Genomic DNA, 17,210 nt, shown 5'->3' with positions numbered 1-17,210 from the left:
CGCGCGTCATCAGGCGGCGCGGTTTTTGGCGTCATTCTTCACTTCGACGCCGTCGTTGAATTTGATTCCTTCGATGACTTTTGGCAACTGATTTCTGCCTTTGAGGCGCAGCCATGTTTTCGATGCGGACTGGATGAGGGTGAAGACCATCAGTTTTGCGGTCTTTTGCGAGAGTGCGCCTTTGGTGCGCACCGTTCTATGCCGCACCGTTGCGAAGACGCTCTCGATGGGATTCGAGGTGCGCAGATGGCCCCAATGCTCGGCCGGGAAGTCGAAGAATGCCAGCATCGCGTCCTTGTCCTTGATCAGACAGGCCACACCTTTTTCGTATTTCACGCCATATTTGTCTTTGAAAGTATCCAAGGCAAATATTGCGGCAGCACGGGTGTCGGCGTGCTGAATGTTGTCCAGATCCGACTTCACGCCGGGTCCCATTTGCTTGGGAAAATAGTTCAGCACATTTTTCACCTTATGTACCCAGCATCTCTGGTGTTTTGTGCTTGGAAACGCCTTATCCAGCGCGTTCCAGAAGCCCATGGCCCCATCGCCAACCGCGATCTCGGGCGCGACGGACAGTCCGCGCTTCTTGATGTCAGTCAGCAACTCGTGCCAGCTCTGCGTGCTCTCTCGAAGGCCGACCTGAAAGCCGAGCAGTTCCTTCTTACCCTCCGGTGTCGCGCCAATGATCACCAACATACACTCGGCATTTTCTTCCATCCGCGCCTGAAGATAGACACCATCCGCCCAGATGTAGACGTAGTGACGAGCCGATAGATCTCGCTGCGCCCAGCTGTCATAATCTGTCTGCCAACCCGCTGTCAGGCGGGCCAGTACGCTGGGCGACAGGTTGGGTGCATCAGCCCCTAAAATGGCTGACAGCGCCTCCTGGAAATCGCCGGTTGAGATACCTTTCAGGTAAAGCACCGGCAAAAGCGCATCCAGACTGACCGAGCGGCGCGCCCATTTGGGCAATATGTTCGACGTGAAGCGGACTTTTGAGGCTGCATCAGGGGTCGCCTTCCGGTCGCGCACCTTCGGTCGCTGCACATCCAGTGCGCCAATCCCCGTCTGGATCTGACGTTCTGGTCCAAATCCATGCCGCACAATCCGTTGGCGGCCATCCTCCAGTCGGTCATCGGCGAAACTGGCGACAAAAGCATCAGCTTCGGCTTTCAATGCCTCCGCCAGCATGCGCCGCCCTTCAAATCACGCCATCACCCAAACTCCCGCATAGCTCGCTGGGCACTGGCGCAGATCAGGCCGATATCGCCTTTGCCACACCGCTGGCGGCACAGGGCTCGGCAGCACAGGTGGTTTCCGAGTGGATTCCGCTGCAGGTGACACGCGATTCATCTGTTAACGGATTAGCGACTCAGATAGATATAGACGTAGCAAAGGCTCGCAAGTTTGGCGGTTTTGCCCTGGATCTGGTGGCCCGCGCCCCAGAGCTTTGCGCGCAAGACATGCCGGCAATCGGGTTCTCAGCGGATCGGGATGCTGCCCTGCCAGGCTGCATCGCCACCGTTTCGCTGGTTGAGAGCGCCTTGGCGCTACATGTAGATGACACCTGGCTCGATGCTCAGGCCGCGGAGCTGCTCGCCGCGCGGCTTGAAAGCGCGCTGGGTGTCATCGCATCTCTCCTCTGCTCTGGCAGGGATTGCCCCCTGTCTGATCTGTCGATCCTACCGGAAACAGAACGCCGAGTGCTGCTGGAAGACTGGAACCAGACCGCCTGCGATCTGCCTGCCGAAGAAACCATACAAGCCGCATTTGAGGCCCAGGTTGCCCGCACGCCAGAGGCCACAGCCCTGGTGTTTGAAGGCGAAAGCTACAGCTACGCAGGCCTCAACGCCCGGGCCAATGCCCTGGCCCGCCAGTTGCAGCAGGTCGGCGTCAAACCCGGCGCCCATGTGGGGCTCTATATCAAACGCTCCGCCGATCTGATGGTCGGGGCGCTGGCAGTGCTCAAGACCGGCGCCGCCTATGTGCCGCTGGACCCGGCCTACCCCCGGGACCGGATCGCCCATTACCTGTCGGACAGTCAGGCCAGCGTTGTCGTCACGCAGGACGCGCTGCGCCCAGAGCTGCCCGCAACCCAGGCCAAAATCGTCACTGTAGATAGCCTGCCAGTGGATGGCCCGTCAGCATCAGAGGCTGTGACGACAAACGTCACCAGCGCCGCAACCGGCGCAGATCTCGCCTATCTGATCTACACCTCCGGCTCCACCGGCACCCCCAAGGGCGTCATGGTACGCCAGGACAATGTGGCCAATTTCTTTGCTGCCATGGATGCGCGCATTCCTCACAAGGCGGGGGATGCCTGGCTGGCGGTGACCTCGCTGTCTTTTGACATCTCCGTGCTGGAGCTGTTCTGGACCCTGTCACGCGGTTTTAAACTGGTACTCTCCAGCGATGAAAGCCGCCTGGAGCTGTCCAATGGTCCCATTGCGACCTCGGACCGGCGGATGGATTTTAATCTGTTTTACTGGGGCAATGACGATGGCCCTGGCCCGCGCAAATACCACCTGCTGCTGGAAGGCGCCAAGTTTGCCGATGCCAATGGGTTTAACGCGGTGTGGACACCTGAGCGCCACTTCCATGCCTTTGGTGGCCCCTACCCCAACCCTGCCGTGACCGGGGCCGCGGTGGCGGCGGTCACAAGCAATCTCAGCGTGCGCGCCGGGTCCTGTGTGGCACCGCTGCACCATCCCGCCCGTGTGGCCGAGGAATGGTCGGTGATCGACAACCTGACCAATGGCCGTGCCGGGCTGGGCATTGCTGCGGGCTGGCAGCCCGATGATTTTGTGCTACGCCCGGAAAACACCCCGCCGGCCAACAAACCGGCGATGTATGACTGTATTGAGACCCTGCGCAAACTGTGGCGCGGTGACGAGGTGGAGTTTCCCCGCAAGGATGGCTCCATGCATGGTGTTGTCACCCAGCCGCGCCCGGTATCGCGGGAGCTGCCGGTCTGGATCACCACCGCTGGCAACCCCGATACCTGGCGCGAGGCAGGCGAGATTGGCGCCAATGTGCTGACCCATCTGTTGGGGCAGAGCATCGAGGAAGTCGGCGGCAAAATCCGCATCTATCACGATGCCCTGCGCGCGGCGGGCCATGATCCGGCGGATTTCAAGGTCACGCTGATGCTGCACAGTTACCTGGCAGAAACCCGCGAAGAATCCCGCCGCATCGCCCGTGAACCGATGAAGGATTACCTGCGCTCGGCCGCCGGCTTGATCAAGCAATACGCCTGGGCCTTCCCCGCCTTCAAACGGCCCAAGGGGGTCAATAACGCCTTTGATATGCAACTGGACGGGCTGAGCGCGGAGGAGCTGGAGGCCATCCTGGAGTTTGCCTTTGAGCGTTATTTTGAGGAGTCTGGCCTGTTTGGCACCGTTGAAGACGCCCTGGTCCGCACCGAGCAGTTGAAACGCATCGGCGTTGATGAGATCGCCTGTCTGATCGACTATGGCATTGCGCCAGAAGTGGTGCTGGAGGGATTGAAGCCGCTGGCCGAAGTGCTGCGCCGCGCCAATACCCCGCAAGAGCTGGCACCGGATGACTTTTCCCTCTCGGCGCAGATGATGCGCCATGGCGTCAGCCATATGCAGTGCACCCCCTCGATGGCAAGGATGCTGGTGCAGGATGATGAGGCCCGCATGGTGCTGGGGCGACTCAAGCATCTTTTGGTGGGCGGCGAAGCCCTGCCGGGGGATCTCGTCGGCGCCTTGCAGGAGGCGACGCCGGCGCAGCTGCACAATATGTATGGCCCTACTGAGACCACCATCTGGTCCACCTCGACCCCTCTGTCTGGTCAGTCTGATCTGTCTGGCGGCACCGCCGTTATCGGCACGCCGCTGGCCAATACCCAGGTCTATGTGCTGGACGCCGCCCAGCGCCCGGTGCCCATGGGGGCGGCGGGTGAGCTGTATATTGGCGGCTCTGGTGTCACCTCGGGCTATTGGCAACGGGCTGAGATGACCGCAGATCGCTTTGTGCAGTTGCCCTTTGCAACCGGCCCCCTTTACCGCACTGGCGATCTGGTCCGGTGGACGGCTGCGGGCCAGCTGGCCTTCCTGGGGCGCACCGATCATCAGGTGAAGATCCGTGGCCAGCGCATTGAGCTGGGTGAGATCGAAGCCGCCCTGGCCAACCAGCCCCATGTCACCGGCGCGGTTGTGGTCGAGCGACAGTTGGGCGATAGCGCGCAACTGGTGGGTTACATCACCCAAGACAGCGACAAACCGGCGGATCTGAACGCGATCAAGCAGAACCTGTCCCGCCATCTCGCCGCCGTCATGGTGCCCTCTCATCTTGTGGCGCTCGATGCCTTCCCGTTGACCCCGAACAAGAAAATCGACCGCAAGGCGCTGCCTGATCCGAAATTGGGTGCGCCCAAAGCCCCCCAAGCGGCGGCAGAAGTGGCACCCCTTGGCGCTGGGGTGCAGGCCGAGATTGCCAAGGTCTGGTCCCGAATTCTGGGCGTAGACGGTATTGGCGCGCAGGATAACTTCTTTGCCCTGGGCGGCCATTCGCTGCTGGCGGTGCAATCGCACCGCGACATTCGGACGGCACTGGGGGTCAACAAACTGTCGATCACCGATATCTTCCGCTTCCCAACCCTCGCCGGGCTCGCCACCCATATCGAGACCCTTGCAGGCGGCAGCACAAAGCCCGATGATCCGGTAGAAGACGAGGCCGCGCAGGCCGCCAAATCCGACACCATGTCGAAACGGCGGGCGATGCGGGCAAACCGCAAAGCACGAGCAGGATGACGGCAGAAAGTTCACCACAGGAAATGGCCCGGCTGGCCTTGGTGCGCCCGCTCTTTGACAGGGATGTGGAGGTGGCGCTGGTCAACCCGCTGGCGGATCCGCCAGCGCCCTTTGCCGCCGAGACCGCCTGTTTGTCCCCCAATGCGGTGGACAAACGCCGCCGCGAATTTGCTGCCGGGCGCGCTGCCGCGCATCAGGCGATGGCGCAGCTTGGCCATGCCCCCGTTGCCATTCCCGTGGCCAAGAACCGCGCCCCCCTCTGGCCCTCCGCGCTGGTCGGATCGATCACCCATACCCGCAGCTGCGCCATGGCTGTGGTCGCCGCCAAGGGCCCGGTTCAGGGGCTGGGCATCGATGTGGAAGAGGACAAATCCCTGGCAGATGAGCTTTGGCCCGCGATCTGCTCGGCGCAGGAACAGGATTGGCTGCGCCAACAGGACAATCCCGGCCAACTGGCCAAACTGGTGTTTTCCGCCAAGGAAGCCGCCTATAAGTGCCAGTTCACAGTCAGCGAAAGATTCTATGGGTTTGACGGGATGGAGCTGACAATCGACCTTTCGGAGTGCCGGTTTTCGGCCCGTTTCTGTGCCGATCAGCCGCCTTTCACCTGTGGCGACCACATCTCAGGGCGCTTTGCCATTGGGGCGGGTCTGATCGTCACCACGGCCGAGCTGCGGAGCTGATCCATGATATCACGTCGCGTCCTTTTGGCGGTGCCCGCCCTGCTTGCTCTCTGGCCACTGGCCCGCTGGTGGCGGCCCAGCGCGCTGCCGCCAGTGCCGGTGCTGGCACCGCCCCAGGGGCCATTGCGTGTCTATCATCTTGGCCATTCCCTGGTGGGGCCGGACATGCCACATATGCTGGCGCAACTTGCCCCTCAGGGGCATCGCTGGAACAGCCAGCTGGGATCCGGCACCAATCTGAAACAGCATTGGGAACCGGACCTGGCGATCCTAGACTTTGAAACCAGCAATCAGCCGCCTGCCTTTCGCGCGGCACGTGAAGCCATAGGCTCCGGCGATTATGATGCCGTGGTGCTAACAGAAATGGTCGAACTGCGCGACGCCATCCGCTATTTTGACGGTGCCGAATATTTTCACCGCTGGGCCAGTCTGGCCCGCGCTGGCGCCGCCAAAACCCGTGTCTACCTGTATGAAACCTGGCACCACCTGAACGACCCGGAAGGCTGGGACAGCCGCATTGCCAGTGACCTCGATCGACTTTGGCTGCAACAGCTAACAGGGACCGACAGCCGCGCGGCGCCCGACCGCCCCGCCTATCTGATCCCGGCAGGACAGGTCATGGCCGCAGTTGCCCGCGCCGCTGAGGCGGGCGAGATCGACGGGCTGAATGCCCGCGAGGATCTGTTTGCCCGCAGTGAAACAGGCGCGTTGGATACCATCCACATCAATGATCTGGGCGCCTATGTGGTGGCGCTCACCCATTTTGCGGTGCTTTATCAACGTGCGCCCCTGGGGCTGCCACACCAGCTCAGCCGGGCGGATGGCAGCGCCGCGCAGAGCCTGTCGGCGACAGCCGCAGAACAGGTGCAACGGATCGTCTGGCAGGTGGTCTTGGCCCAGCCCCGCACAGGTCTTGCCCTGGCGGCGCAGGCAGGAGGTGGGGCATGAACCTTGAGGCGCTGATCACCTCGGTGGTGATGGTCGGGCATTCGCTGTTTGGCCCGGACAATCCGCAAATGCTGCAACAGCTACTGGCGAAACAGCCGGGTGCAACCGCACCGGTCACGGTCGAGGCCCAGATCATCAATGGCGCGCCGCTCAGCTACAATTGGCAACACGCCAAAAACGCCGAAGGCATCAATGCCCGCCAGCGGCTGACCGCGCCTGTGGATGCGGTGATCGTCACCGAGGCAATCCCGCTGGCCAATCACTTGAAATGGAGCAACTCCGAAGAAGCCGTGACCCAGTTCTATGAGCTGGCCCGCAGCGCCAACCCGGATGTGCAGTTCTACCTGCAAGAGACCTGGCACAGTCTCAACAGCGGCACTGGCACCGAGGTGCCCTTTGACGAAGGCGCTGCAACCCCGTGGCGGCAGCGGCTCGAGCAGGATCTGCCACGCTGGCAGGCTCTGGTCGATGATGTAAACGCAGCCACCGGCGGCACCGTGCGCCTGCTGCCTGCAGGCCAGGCCATGGCCCGGCTGGATGATGCCATCACCGCCGGCACCCTGCCCGGGCTGCAGTCCATTTCGCAGGTATTTTCCGACGATATCCACCCCAATGCGCTGGGGTTTTACTACCTCAGCCTGGTGCAATATGCGGTGCTGACCGGACAGGACCCACGGGGGCTGCCCCATCGGCTGCAAGACCGCTGGAGACAGGGTTACACCGCCCCGTCTGAGGCTTTGGCGCGGCAGCTTCAAAGGCTGGCCTGGGCCGCTGTCGGCGGCAGTGATACCGCCTCTGCGGCTCTGCCCGATGAGCCCGCGCCGCTGCCCAAGGAGCCTGAGCTGGCCCAGTTGAACAGCCCAGTCCCGGAAGAACTTCCACAGCAGCGGCACGCTGTGGCGCCCCAGGCCCCCAACCGCCAGCCCATTGCGATAAACCTGATGTCGGTGGCCGATTGGAGCACACAGGCACCGTTTCTGGATCACTTCAAGACTGCGCGTCCCTGGATCGGGCATCTGCCCGGCCAGTGGGGCGGCGCCAGCGAGGCAGATCTGGCACAGGCCGGCTATCTGGACGCGGCGGGCTGGCCCACTGCGCTGCCGCCCGAGCTGGGCTCGATCGGGACGGTGATCCTGACGGACCTGCCCGAGAGCGCGCATAGTTTGGCCGGGCGCTATGTGCTGCGCTTTGACGGCGAGGGCATCGTCGAGGTCTCGGGACGGGCGCGCAATCAGCGCTATGGCAAGGGCGAGGTCTCGTTTGATTTCACCCCCGGTCCCGGCCCGGTCGAAATCCGGCTGCAGCGCATCGGCGAGGGGGGCGACTACCCGCGCAATATCACCGTGGTCAAGGAAGAGCACCTGCCGCGCTATGCCGCTGGCGAGATTTTCAACCCGGACTGGTTGGAGATTTTGGACGGGTTTGCCGTACTGCGCTTTATGGATTGGATGGGCACCAATGATTCGCGCCTCACCGGCTGGGAGGACCGCCCCCTGGTCAGCGATTACAGCTGGAGCCGCAAGGGTGTACCGCTGGAGGTGATGCTGGCGCTGGTAAATGAGCTGGGCGCCGATGGCTGGTTCAACATGCCCCACCGCGCCGATGACAGCTATATCCGCAATTTTGCCCGCGCGGTTAAGGCGGGGCTGGATTTTGATCTCAAAGCCTATGTCGAATATTCCAACGAGGTCTGGAACTGGCAGTTCGACCAGGCGAATTGGGCCGATGCACAGGCGCAGGCGCGCTGGGGCGGCAAGGATTTATGGGTGCAATTCTACGGTGGCCGCGCCGCAGAGGTTTCGCAGATTTGGACCGAAGTCTTCGGCGCGGCATCACCCACACGTTTGGTGCGGGTGTTGGCCACCCAGACCGGCTGGCTGGGGCTGGAAGAGCAAATCCTGACAGCGCCGCTGTGGGTGGCCGAAGCCGCCGACCGCGAGGCTCCTGCTGCCTATTTTGATGCCTATGCGGTCACCGGATATTTTGGCGGCATTCTGGGGATAAAGGAACGCGCCCCAATCCTGCGGGCCTGGATCGCCGACAGCCAGCTACACGCCCGCACCGCTGCTGCCGCCCAGGGGTTAAGTGGGACAGAGGCCGAACAATTCATTACCGACCACCAATATGATGTTGCCAGCGTCCAGGCCGCCGCCGAGCTGACCGATGGCCTGGTCACCGGCGACGCCACTGATACGCTCAGCGATTTGTTAGGCCGCGTTTTGCCATACCACCGTGCTGTTGCCGATCAGCATGGGCTGGATCTGATCATGTATGAGGGCGGCAGTCATGTGGTTGGCATTGGCCCAATGACCGAGGATGAGGTGCTCACCGGGTTCTTTACCCATTTCAACTACACGCCCGAGATGGGAGCACTCTATGTAAGGCTGCTCAGCGGCTGGCAAGAGCTGGGCGGCACGCTGTTTGTTGCCTATGCGGATGTGGCGGTTCCCGGCAAATGGGGCAGCTGGGGCGCCCTGCGGAGCCTCAGCGATGACAACCCGCGCTGGTCTGCATTGGAATCCGTAAAATGAGCGCCTTCCCTGCCCCAACAGACCCGCAAACAAGCCCGCCAACCGCCGCCGCCCAGCCACAGGTGAGCGTGTTGATCCCAGCCCATAACGAAGCCAGCTACATCGCGGACTGCCTTGCGGCGCTGTTTGCCTCCGCACTGCCTGCGGGGATGCAGGGCGAAGTTCTGATCCTGGCCAATGGCTGCACCGATGCCACCGCCAGAATTGCAGCGGCGCAGGCTGCCCCCCCCCAGTGGCAGCTTCGCGTGATCGAGCTGCCAGAAGGAAACAAGCTCAAGGCGCTGAATGCAGGCGATGCGGAGGCACGCGGAGCGGTGCTGGTCTATCTGGATGCCGATGTCATCGTTGATCCCGCCTTGATCGGTCAGATCACCACTGCGCTTGGCGACGCCCAGATCCTGACCCAAGCCCAGTCCCAAGCTCAGCCCCGGTATGCCAGCGGCACCCCTGTCATCGCCCCCGCCCAAAGCGCCTTGACCCACGCCTATGGCAGGTTTTGGATGCGCCTGCCTTTTGTCCAGACCGGCACCCCTGGCTTTGGCCTGTTTGCGATGAACCGCGCCGGGCGGGCGCGCTGGCAGGACTGGCCCGATATTATTGCCGATGATACCTTTGCCCGGCTGTCCTTTACAGCGCAGGAGCGGATTAAACTGCCCGCGCGCTACTCCTGGCCAATGGTCGAAGGGCTGCGCAATCTGACCCGGGTGCGGCGGCGACAGAATGCGGGCGTCGCAGAGCTGAATGAAAAATACCCCCAGCTGCTGGCCAATGATGACAAAACACCGCTCCCTGCGGGGCAGCTGTTCAAGCTCTTGCTGCAGGATCCCATCGGCTTTGCCGCCTATGCGCTGGTGTCTTTGGCGGTAAAATCTCCACTGTTTCGCAGCCGCCAACGCTGGACACGCGGACGCTGATCCCTCCGCGCCCCTTCTGAGGCGCCTGCCATGACACGCTGCGCTGCTACCGGCGCTGACGCGCCGCGCTTTAGCGCGGCGCCGGGCCCAAGCGCTTTGGTGGTTTCGTCAGAAACAATCAAAGCGCGCGGGAGCCCCCCTTGCCCTGGCAGGCCTCCCGGAACAGATCAGCCAGCTTACCCGCCTCGATATCGCTGTCGTGGCGCTCCAGAACCCGCTCACGTGCCGCCGCGCCCAAGCTCGCCATCTGCGCCGCAGGAACCTGTGCCAGTTCGGCAATGGCTGCGGCCAGGATCTGCGCATCGCCCGCCGGGACCAACCAACCGGTCTTGCCGGGCAAAACCAGCTCTGGCGTGCCGGCAATATAGGTCGCCAGAACGGGACGGGCTGCGGCCATGGCCTCCATCACCACCATGGGCAGGCCTTCGGCAAAGGAGGGCATCACCAGGGCATGAGACGCGGCCAGCTCTGCGCGCACCCCCGCCTCGGACAACCACCCAGTCAGGGTCACGTTGTTCTGCAATCCAGCGGCGGCAATTGCGGCTTCCAGATCGGCGCGCATCTCGCCATCGCCGATCAGCACCAAATGCACCTGCGGATGCGTCTGCACCACCTCAGCCATGGCGCATATCAGCACCATCTGGCCCTTTTGCTCCACAAAGCGGCCAATCGCTGCCAGCCGCAGAGCCCCCTCCGGCAGCGGTGCCGGGGTTTCAAACCGCGCCGGTTCAATGCCGCAATGCACCACCTTCAGCCTGTCCCAGGCCGCAAAATCGGCCCAACGGCTGAGCTGGCTTTTGCCAAAACTGCTGATCGCCACGGCAAAGCGCGCCCGGTTGATCTTTTCTCCCAGGGAGAGTGCCACAGGGGCGTCAAACTCCTCCGGGCCATGGGTGGTGAAACTGTACCCCGGCCCGCCCAAGGCCTGTGCCAGCAGCGCCACCGCCGTGGCATTGGTGCCAAAATGCGCATGCATGTGATCAACGCCCTCGGCCCGGCAGAGCTCCGCCACATAGCAGGCCTCCGCCAGATAGATCAGGTGCCGCAAGACACCAGCCTGTGACACCCGCCCCAGCCGAATGGCAAAAGCCATTGCCCGTAGGAACACCGCCGGTGCCGCCACGCCCCGGCGCAAAAGCGCCAGCAACAAGGGCAGCAGACCCCGATGCAAAACATACTCGGTCTGCGCCGCCTCCGCCCTGTCACCCGGATCCACCAAGGGCGCGGATCCGGGTCGCATGGCCAGGCGCAGCACGGCAATCCCCTGACGCTCCAGCGCCTGAATTTCCCGACGGATAAAACTATGGGAGGGCTGCGGGTAACTGTTCAGAACATAAGCAACTTTCAAAGGCCTATACTCCAGTCAGCCAGTTGGTTTTGGCCAAGGTAGCGGCTCGGTCCCGGCTTGCCTAGAGGGCGCAGGCGCCCGTCATCAAAACCAAATCGATGCACGATACCAATGCGGATTGTCTGGCCTTTTTCGCCACAGACAGCCCTTTTGCCGGCCAGGGCTGCGCAATCGCTTTTGCTGGCAGCCTCAATCAGTGACCGAGCTGGTGCGCTGTGGCAAATGGATCTTTTTGTCCACGGCCTTTTGGTTTTTGATCTCACAGGGAAACCGGGCGATTTTGGGGAAATTTATCTCGCTCAAGGTGCTGCGCATCTACAATATCGGCTTTTTCTTGCCAGTTTTCCCATGCTGCTGGGCCATCCGGTCAATCAGCGGCTGAAGATTGTGATGATCTCGCGGGCTATAGTGCCGGCGGTGATCACCATGACCTATGATCAGGCAGCCCTGCCAGATCAGCGGCGCGCCAGTTTCTGTGGCAGCAGCCGTCGCCAGGCGCGCATAATGCCCCACAGCCCCCGGCCCCGTGGTTTGGTCTCCAACACCGGGATCGACGCCACCGGCGCCAGACCGGTTTCGCGCTCCATCTGCGCCGCAGAGCGCAGCACTGGTGCGCGCAGTTCCAGCACAAAGGCAAAGGCCAGCCCTGCGAGAACGCTGGCAATGCCGCCCATCAAAGCCTTGTTTTTGCGCGCCGAAGTTGACGGGTAATCAGCAAGCCCTGCGGGTTCCAGCACCGTCAGGCGTTCGCCCTGGCGCGAGGTTTCCAGACGAAAGCCCACTTCGGCCTCGTTACGGCGGGTCGACACGACCTCCAGTTCGCCTTGCAAGGCTTCCATCTGTCGACTGTAGACCCCCAGCTGCCGCTGCACCTCCGGGGTGGTTTGCAGCGCTGCTTCCAGCTCATCCTTGCGTTGGCTCAAAAGATCCCGTTGCGCATCCAGAGTGTTGAGCTTGTCCTGCGCGTCGGCCAGCACTCGGCGTGCGGTTGCCGGGCGTTCCGAGGCGCTGGCCTGATCGGCGGTGCGCCGGATCAGGATCTTTTCGCGTTCGATATCCAGCAGGCTTTCGTTGATGGTTGCCACTTCGCTGCGCCGAAACTCCACGGTGCCAGGCTGGGCCACGTCATTGGCGGCGTGAAAGGCCGAAATCTCATCTTCCAGCGCCGACACTTGACTGGCCAGGGCCGCTTCCTTTTCGGCAAAAAAGCTCAGGGTTTCGCGCGCCTGGGCAATTCGGCTGCTGACGCTCAGCTCGATGGTGCGGCGGCCAAATTCGCTGGCCACCTGCTGCGCCTGTTGCGCCGTCGGCATCAAGGCCGTGATGGTCAGCACTGAAATGGTGCCGTCATCGGCAAAGCCTTCGCGCACCGCTGCCACGCCGGTGATGCTCACGGCCTGGCGCAGCATCACTACTTTTTCAGTTGGTGTGAGACTGGGCAGATCGGCATAGAGCGCAAATTTGTCGATGATATCCAGCAGAGTGGCACGGGCCATCAAGCGCTGTTCGATCAACTGCATCCGCCGCGCCGAGGAGCCTTCGACTGTGGATTTGGCCAGATCGTCAGCGATGGTTGGCCGCGTGACCTGGATCACTTCGGCGCTGTGGTACATATGCTGTTGATTGAGCGCCACCCAGAGCGACAGAATGCTGCCCGCCGCGATGACATACAAAATGACCGCAGCGCGGCGGCGCAACATATCCAAAAAATCTGCCAGCGAATAAATCGGGCCCATGGGTCAGCTCACCTTGTCGTCACATCTGTCATCCTGCCAGCCTTTGCCCCATCAGGCCAGCGCGCAGCGGTTGTATTCACCAGACCTTACAGCACAGCAACCGGGCAAAACTGTGGCTCTGACCGGGCGCTGCAACGTGGAAATGAGGGTTTTAGGGGGTAACTTGCGTCTTGTCGGACTGTTGCGCCTTGTTCAGCACCACGCCAAGCAAGGGCGCGTGCCCTGCCAGCATCTTTTCGCAGGCGGCAAGTTCGGCAGCGGTGGTCCGGTCGCCATCGGAAATCAACAGCACCCCATCCACCTGCGGCAGAAAAGCGGTGACATCATCATGCTCCAGCACCGGCGGCAGATCAAACAGCACCGTGTCGGCCTGGGTCTCGTCGATCATGGTGGAGATCACATCTGCGGCGCGGCGATCATGCAGGATATCCGAGGCATTGTGATCGGGATGACAATTGCTTCCCACCGCCAGCGACTCGGACAGGCGTTGCAATTGCTGGCTCAGCGGCACCTCTCCGGCCAGGAAAGCCGCCATATCGCCATGTGGCGGAATACCCAGTGCAGCGGCGATGCCGGGATTGCGAAAGTTCATATCCATCAACAGGGTACGGCTTTGCGGCACCCGCGCCAGGCTCAGCGCCAGATTGACCGCGCAAAAGGTGGTACCGCCGCCTGCAGCAGGGCTGGTGACCGCCACCCGTTTCCAGCCATGGGCCTTGAGGCTGTGCAGCAACCGGGTGCGCAGCAAATCAAAGGCCCGCGCTGTCGGCGAGGCCCGAAAGGCGCTTACCAGCGGCAGGCGTGACGGTTTTTGCCCGAGAAAATCAAAGGGAACCTGCGGTATCTGCAACCAGGGATCAAAACGGGTTGGCAAACCGATGGGGGGCTCCTGCGGCAGGTCAACACGTGCCTGCCGGTCCAGTTCCAACCGCGGTTTGGCCCGCGCAGGTCGCGCGGGCTCTGTGCGGGGCTTGGCCGCGACAGCAGGCTGCGGGTTGTCCAGTTGCGGCGCAGGCTCCTGGTTTACCTCCTGGGCCGGATTCGCCCCTTTGACCGGGGTTGCCCCCTTGGTCTGAGCGGTCTCCCGAGTTCTGTTCTGAGCGGCCTTTGGGGCCGAGTCTGGCTGTTTTGACGGGGCAGAAGGGGCCGGAGTTGGCTCTGCGCTCACCGGGTTTGCGGCTGCGTCGACTGTTGGACCAGCCTGTTGCCGCGCTGCTGTGTTGCGGCGGCGAAACGTCTTGTACCCCTTTTGCGTCATACGGTCCTCACCACCCCTATCCAAGGCAGGCGTTGTGTTGTTCGGATCATCTCCTGCACCCCCTGGACGGGTCGGAGTGCCATCAGAGGCTGATACAGCAAAATGCTTCATGCGTCATCTCCTGACAATTCCAACGTCGCGCCCCCGCCCTGTCGTATCCGGCCCACTGGTCCCAGCCGTCTCGCAGTCAAAGGCAAAGAGATTAATATCCAGTGCCCCACCTTGCCCTGCGCCCCGGCCAGCGCGCCAGGCTCCGGTTGAATGTCCCGGATTAATATCCGGTCCCCTTGGCAACGACGCCAAAGGTGCGCCAAATAAGGTTCAAGTCTTGCTGCACCCCCATTTGACGCAGGTAATCCACATCAGCCTTGGCCCGCGAGGCAAAGCTGCTCTCGTTGCGGGCCGAGACCTGCCAGATCCCGGTGATGCCGGGCTTGACGGCAAAATAGGCGGCGGCCTCACCATACAAAGCCAGCTGTTCGGGCAGCATCGGGCGCGGGCCAACCAGGCTCATCGTGCCGGTCACCACATTCCAAAGCTGTGGCAGCTCATCCAGCGAGGTCATGCGCAAAAACCGCCCGACACGGGTAATCCGCGGATCATATTTAAGCTTTTGGGTTGTTTCCCATTCCTGGCGGAGCTCTGGATCGCTGTCCAGGTAGCTCTGTAAGCGGGCATCCGCGTCCCGCACCATGGTCCGCAGTTTATAGATACGGAAACGCTTGCCATGCTGCCCCAACCGATCCTGGCTATAGAAGGGCAATCCGCTTTCCAGCCAGAGCATCACAGCAGACAGGACAATAATCGGCAAGGCGACAGGCAGCGCCAACAAGACCAAGCCCAGGTCCAACAGCCGCTTGCCAGCCAAGGCGTAGCCAGAGTTCTTACTGCGCGCAATCGCCAATGCCTGGCTGATTCCGGTGCCGACCGCAGGAACAGCGGTAGCAGGCACGGCAGCACAGATCAAAGAGGATCGCCCAGTGACGCGCACGCCAGACAGCGCCAGCCCGGGTGCGGTCAACGCCTGCTCCGTTGCGTTTGATACAAAATCTTTCATCATCACCCCATGCGCTCACAGCTCAAGCTCCGGGGAAACCCCAGGGCCGTCAGCTCTTTGTATTTTCAAAACCCGCAACAACAGCGACGCGGGTAATGTCATCACGTTCTGGGTGTTGCCGAACCATGCCCCCACATGTTTCGCCCCTGATGAATGCCGGAGTTGAATACCCCTGTGGCTCTTTCAACCCGCATTTCCCAAGTAACTTGACGTTTTCGCGCCTCCAACGGCCACTAATGTGTTATATTTCAGTATGTTAATTTGGCTGAAGGTGGTGGATTATGGATCACCCAGAGGGTGCACGCGAAACGGGTGATGGGCGGCTCAGTTTTGACCGCCGGGTCCGGCTGGAGTTTCATGGTTCCAAGATCAGCTCGGACGGTGGATTACTGTTGTTCAGGGAATTGGATGAAGTGCTCGGCCTGCACGACATTGCGGGCGGATTTCTGAGAGACACGCGAACTGGCCACAATCGCCTGCACTCACTGGTCGGCTTGTTGCGCCAGTCGGTCTTTGGGCGGCTGGCCGGATATGATGATGTTAATGACGCGGACCGTTTATCGCTTGATCCGGTGATGCGGCAGGTCGTTGGAGGGCGTGCCGTTGAGGCCAAGGCCGCGTCTGCGAGCCAGATGGGACGGTTCGAGACCGAGGTGTTGGCGGCAACCGACAATCGCACTGTGCTGGCGGATTTATCAGGACACTGGATCGACCGGGTTCACAATCGCAAACCGCCCAAGTGGATCACGCTCGACATGGACAGTTCAGTCAGTCCCACCCACGGCGCGCAAGAAGGCACCGCTTGGAACGGGCATTTCGGCTGCATGTGCTATCACCCGCTGTTCGTCTTCAACCAGTTTGGCCATTTGGAACGCTGCGCCCTGCGCCCCGGCAATGTTCACAGCGCAGATGGGTGGGAAGAGGTTCTGAAGCCCGTCATCGCGCGATATGCGGATCGTCACCTGATGCGGTTCTTCCGGGGGGATGCTGCGTTCGCCATCCCGGAGCTATACAAAACTCTGGAACTGGAAAACTATTTCTACGCCATCCGCCTTCGGGCCAATCGCGTTCTTCAGGGCAAGATTGCGCATCTGCTCAAGCGCCCTGTGGGTCGTCCGCCAAAAGGCGTGAAGCGCATCTACGGCGACTTCCAATATCAGGCGGCATCTTGGGACAAACCTCGTCGTGTCATCGCCAAGGTGGAATGGCATCCCAGCGAGTTGTTCCCGCGCGTGGGCTTCGTGGTCACCAACATGCCGATGGAACCCGACTGGATCATCCGCTTCTACAACCAACGCGGCACCGCCGAGCAATACATCAAGGAAGGCAAGCAGGCGATCAACTGGACCCGTTTGTCCTGCAAAGGCATGGCGCAGAACGAGGTGCGGCTGCAACTCCATGCACTGGCTTACAATATCGGTGCCTTCCTACAGGGCACTGATCTACCTGATGAGATAGCCGACTGGTCACTGACAAGCCTGCAGACGCGATTGATCAAGATTGGTGCGAGGGTTGTGCGTCACGCCCGTGCAATCACCTTCCAACTGGCCGAGGTGGCTGTCAGCGGCGATCTGTTCAACCGCATCCTTGCGGCCATACATCGGCTGCGCGCACCGCCGGTTCCCTAATGACAACATCGTTAATCATAAAACCTGAACAAAAGCGGCTCAACCGGTCTATCCATACGGGGGTCGGTCAGACCAATATCCGGATCAACCTCGCCCCCGAGACCGGAAATCGTGCTCAGTTCGCGCGTCAGATGCCCGAACAACGGCACCATGGGTCCAAGAGGCTTGATAGGAGCGCAGAACAGCGGCAAGGTGGGCGGGAGGACGTTCCACTTGGGGAATGTCAGTTCAAGCTACCGCATTCCGTGACAAGAATAAATCTAACCGAATTAATGAGAATTATAACCAAAGCTTAGCGATTACGGCAAAAAGGGGCCTTGCCTAGCCAA

Annotated in this window: 11 protein-coding genes and 1 pseudogene; 6 read left to right on the top strand and 6 right to left on the bottom strand. The window is 61.6% G+C overall.

Going from position 1 to position 17,210, the window contains the following annotated elements:
- Positions 1 to 9 precede the first annotated feature (9 nt).
- Positions 10 to 1,197 (bottom strand): annotated as a pseudogene (locus JZI28_RS03160) (IS256 family transposase); the annotation flags it as partial.
- Between JZI28_RS03160 and JZI28_RS03155 the strand changes: the two are divergent.
- From JZI28_RS03155 to JZI28_RS03135, 5 genes are read left to right on the top strand one after another with little or no spacing between them, the layout of a single operon-like run.
- Positions 1,176 to 4,778 (top strand): MupA/Atu3671 family FMN-dependent luciferase-like monooxygenase, encoded by a 3,603-nt coding sequence (locus JZI28_RS03155; protein ID WP_375699215.1) that lies wholly within the window; start codon positions 1,176 to 1,178, stop codon positions 4,776 to 4,778. The pseudogene JZI28_RS03160 and the gene JZI28_RS03155 sit on opposite strands and share 22 nt — an antisense overlap.
- Positions 4,775 to 5,461, top strand: coding sequence for a 4'-phosphopantetheinyl transferase (locus JZI28_RS03150; protein ID WP_375699214.1), 687 nt, complete (start codon positions 4,775 to 4,777; stop codon positions 5,459 to 5,461). Before JZI28_RS03155 ends, JZI28_RS03150 begins: the two co-directional genes overlap by 4 nt.
- 3 nt (positions 5,462 to 5,464) lie before the next feature.
- Entirely contained in the window at positions 5,465 to 6,409 is a 945-nt protein-coding gene (locus JZI28_RS03145) for a hypothetical protein (protein WP_375699213.1), read from the top strand.
- Complete coding sequence (locus JZI28_RS03140; protein WP_375699212.1) at positions 6,406 to 8,940, top strand: hypothetical protein; 2,535 nt, start codon at positions 6,406 to 6,408, stop codon at positions 8,938 to 8,940. The genes JZI28_RS03145 and JZI28_RS03140 overlap by 4 nt, the downstream gene beginning before the upstream one ends.
- Complete coding sequence (locus JZI28_RS03135) at positions 8,937 to 9,854, top strand: glycosyltransferase (protein WP_375699211.1); 918 nt, start codon at positions 8,937 to 8,939, stop codon at positions 9,852 to 9,854. The genes JZI28_RS03140 and JZI28_RS03135 overlap by 4 nt, the downstream gene beginning before the upstream one ends.
- Before the next feature lie 118 nt (positions 9,855 to 9,972).
- Here the strand turns inward: JZI28_RS03135 and JZI28_RS03130 are convergent, their stop codons facing one another.
- From JZI28_RS03130 to JZI28_RS03115, 4 genes are all read right to left on the bottom strand, one after another.
- Positions 9,973 to 11,202, bottom strand: coding sequence for a glycosyltransferase (locus tag JZI28_RS03130; RefSeq protein ID WP_375699210.1), 1,230 nt, complete (start codon positions 11,200 to 11,202; stop codon positions 9,973 to 9,975).
- A 455-nt stretch (positions 11,203 to 11,657) separates the two neighbouring features.
- Complete coding sequence (locus JZI28_RS03125) at positions 11,658 to 12,938, bottom strand: DUF874 domain-containing protein (protein ID WP_348153209.1); 1,281 nt, start codon at positions 12,936 to 12,938, stop codon at positions 11,658 to 11,660.
- A gap of 151 nt (positions 12,939 to 13,089) precedes the next feature.
- Positions 13,090 to 14,307: an exopolysaccharide biosynthesis protein gene (locus tag JZI28_RS03120; protein WP_375699209.1), complete on the bottom strand. Its 1,218-nt coding sequence runs from the start codon at positions 14,305 to 14,307 to the stop codon at positions 13,090 to 13,092.
- 160 nt (positions 14,308 to 14,467) lie between these two features.
- Positions 14,468 to 15,253, bottom strand: coding sequence for a sugar transferase (locus tag JZI28_RS03115; protein ID WP_375699208.1), 786 nt, complete (start codon positions 15,251 to 15,253; stop codon positions 14,468 to 14,470).
- A gap of 281 nt (positions 15,254 to 15,534) precedes the next feature.
- On the opposite strand from JZI28_RS03115, the gene JZI28_RS03110 reads away from it, so the two are divergent.
- The gene (locus tag JZI28_RS03110) at positions 15,535 to 16,881 is read left to right on the top strand and encodes an IS1380 family transposase (RefSeq protein ID WP_040176196.1); all 1,347 of its coding nucleotides are present in this window, start codon (positions 15,535 to 15,537) and stop codon (positions 16,879 to 16,881) included.
- 11 nt (positions 16,882 to 16,892) lie between these two features.
- Here JZI28_RS03110 and JZI28_RS03105 read toward each other — a convergent pair whose 3' ends face one another.
- Positions 16,893 to 17,033: a hypothetical protein gene (locus tag JZI28_RS03105; protein ID WP_158441640.1), complete on the bottom strand. Its 141-nt coding sequence runs from the start codon at positions 17,031 to 17,033 to the stop codon at positions 16,893 to 16,895.
- Positions 17,034 to 17,210: the final 177 nt, after the last annotated feature.

Source organism: Pseudophaeobacter sp. TrK17, from assembly GCF_042192375.1.
Taxonomy (GTDB): Bacteria; Pseudomonadota; Alphaproteobacteria; order Rhodobacterales; family Rhodobacteraceae; genus Pseudophaeobacter.
The sequence above is the reverse complement of the archived record's forward strand: the minus strand, read 5'-3'. Positions and strand labels throughout refer to the sequence as shown.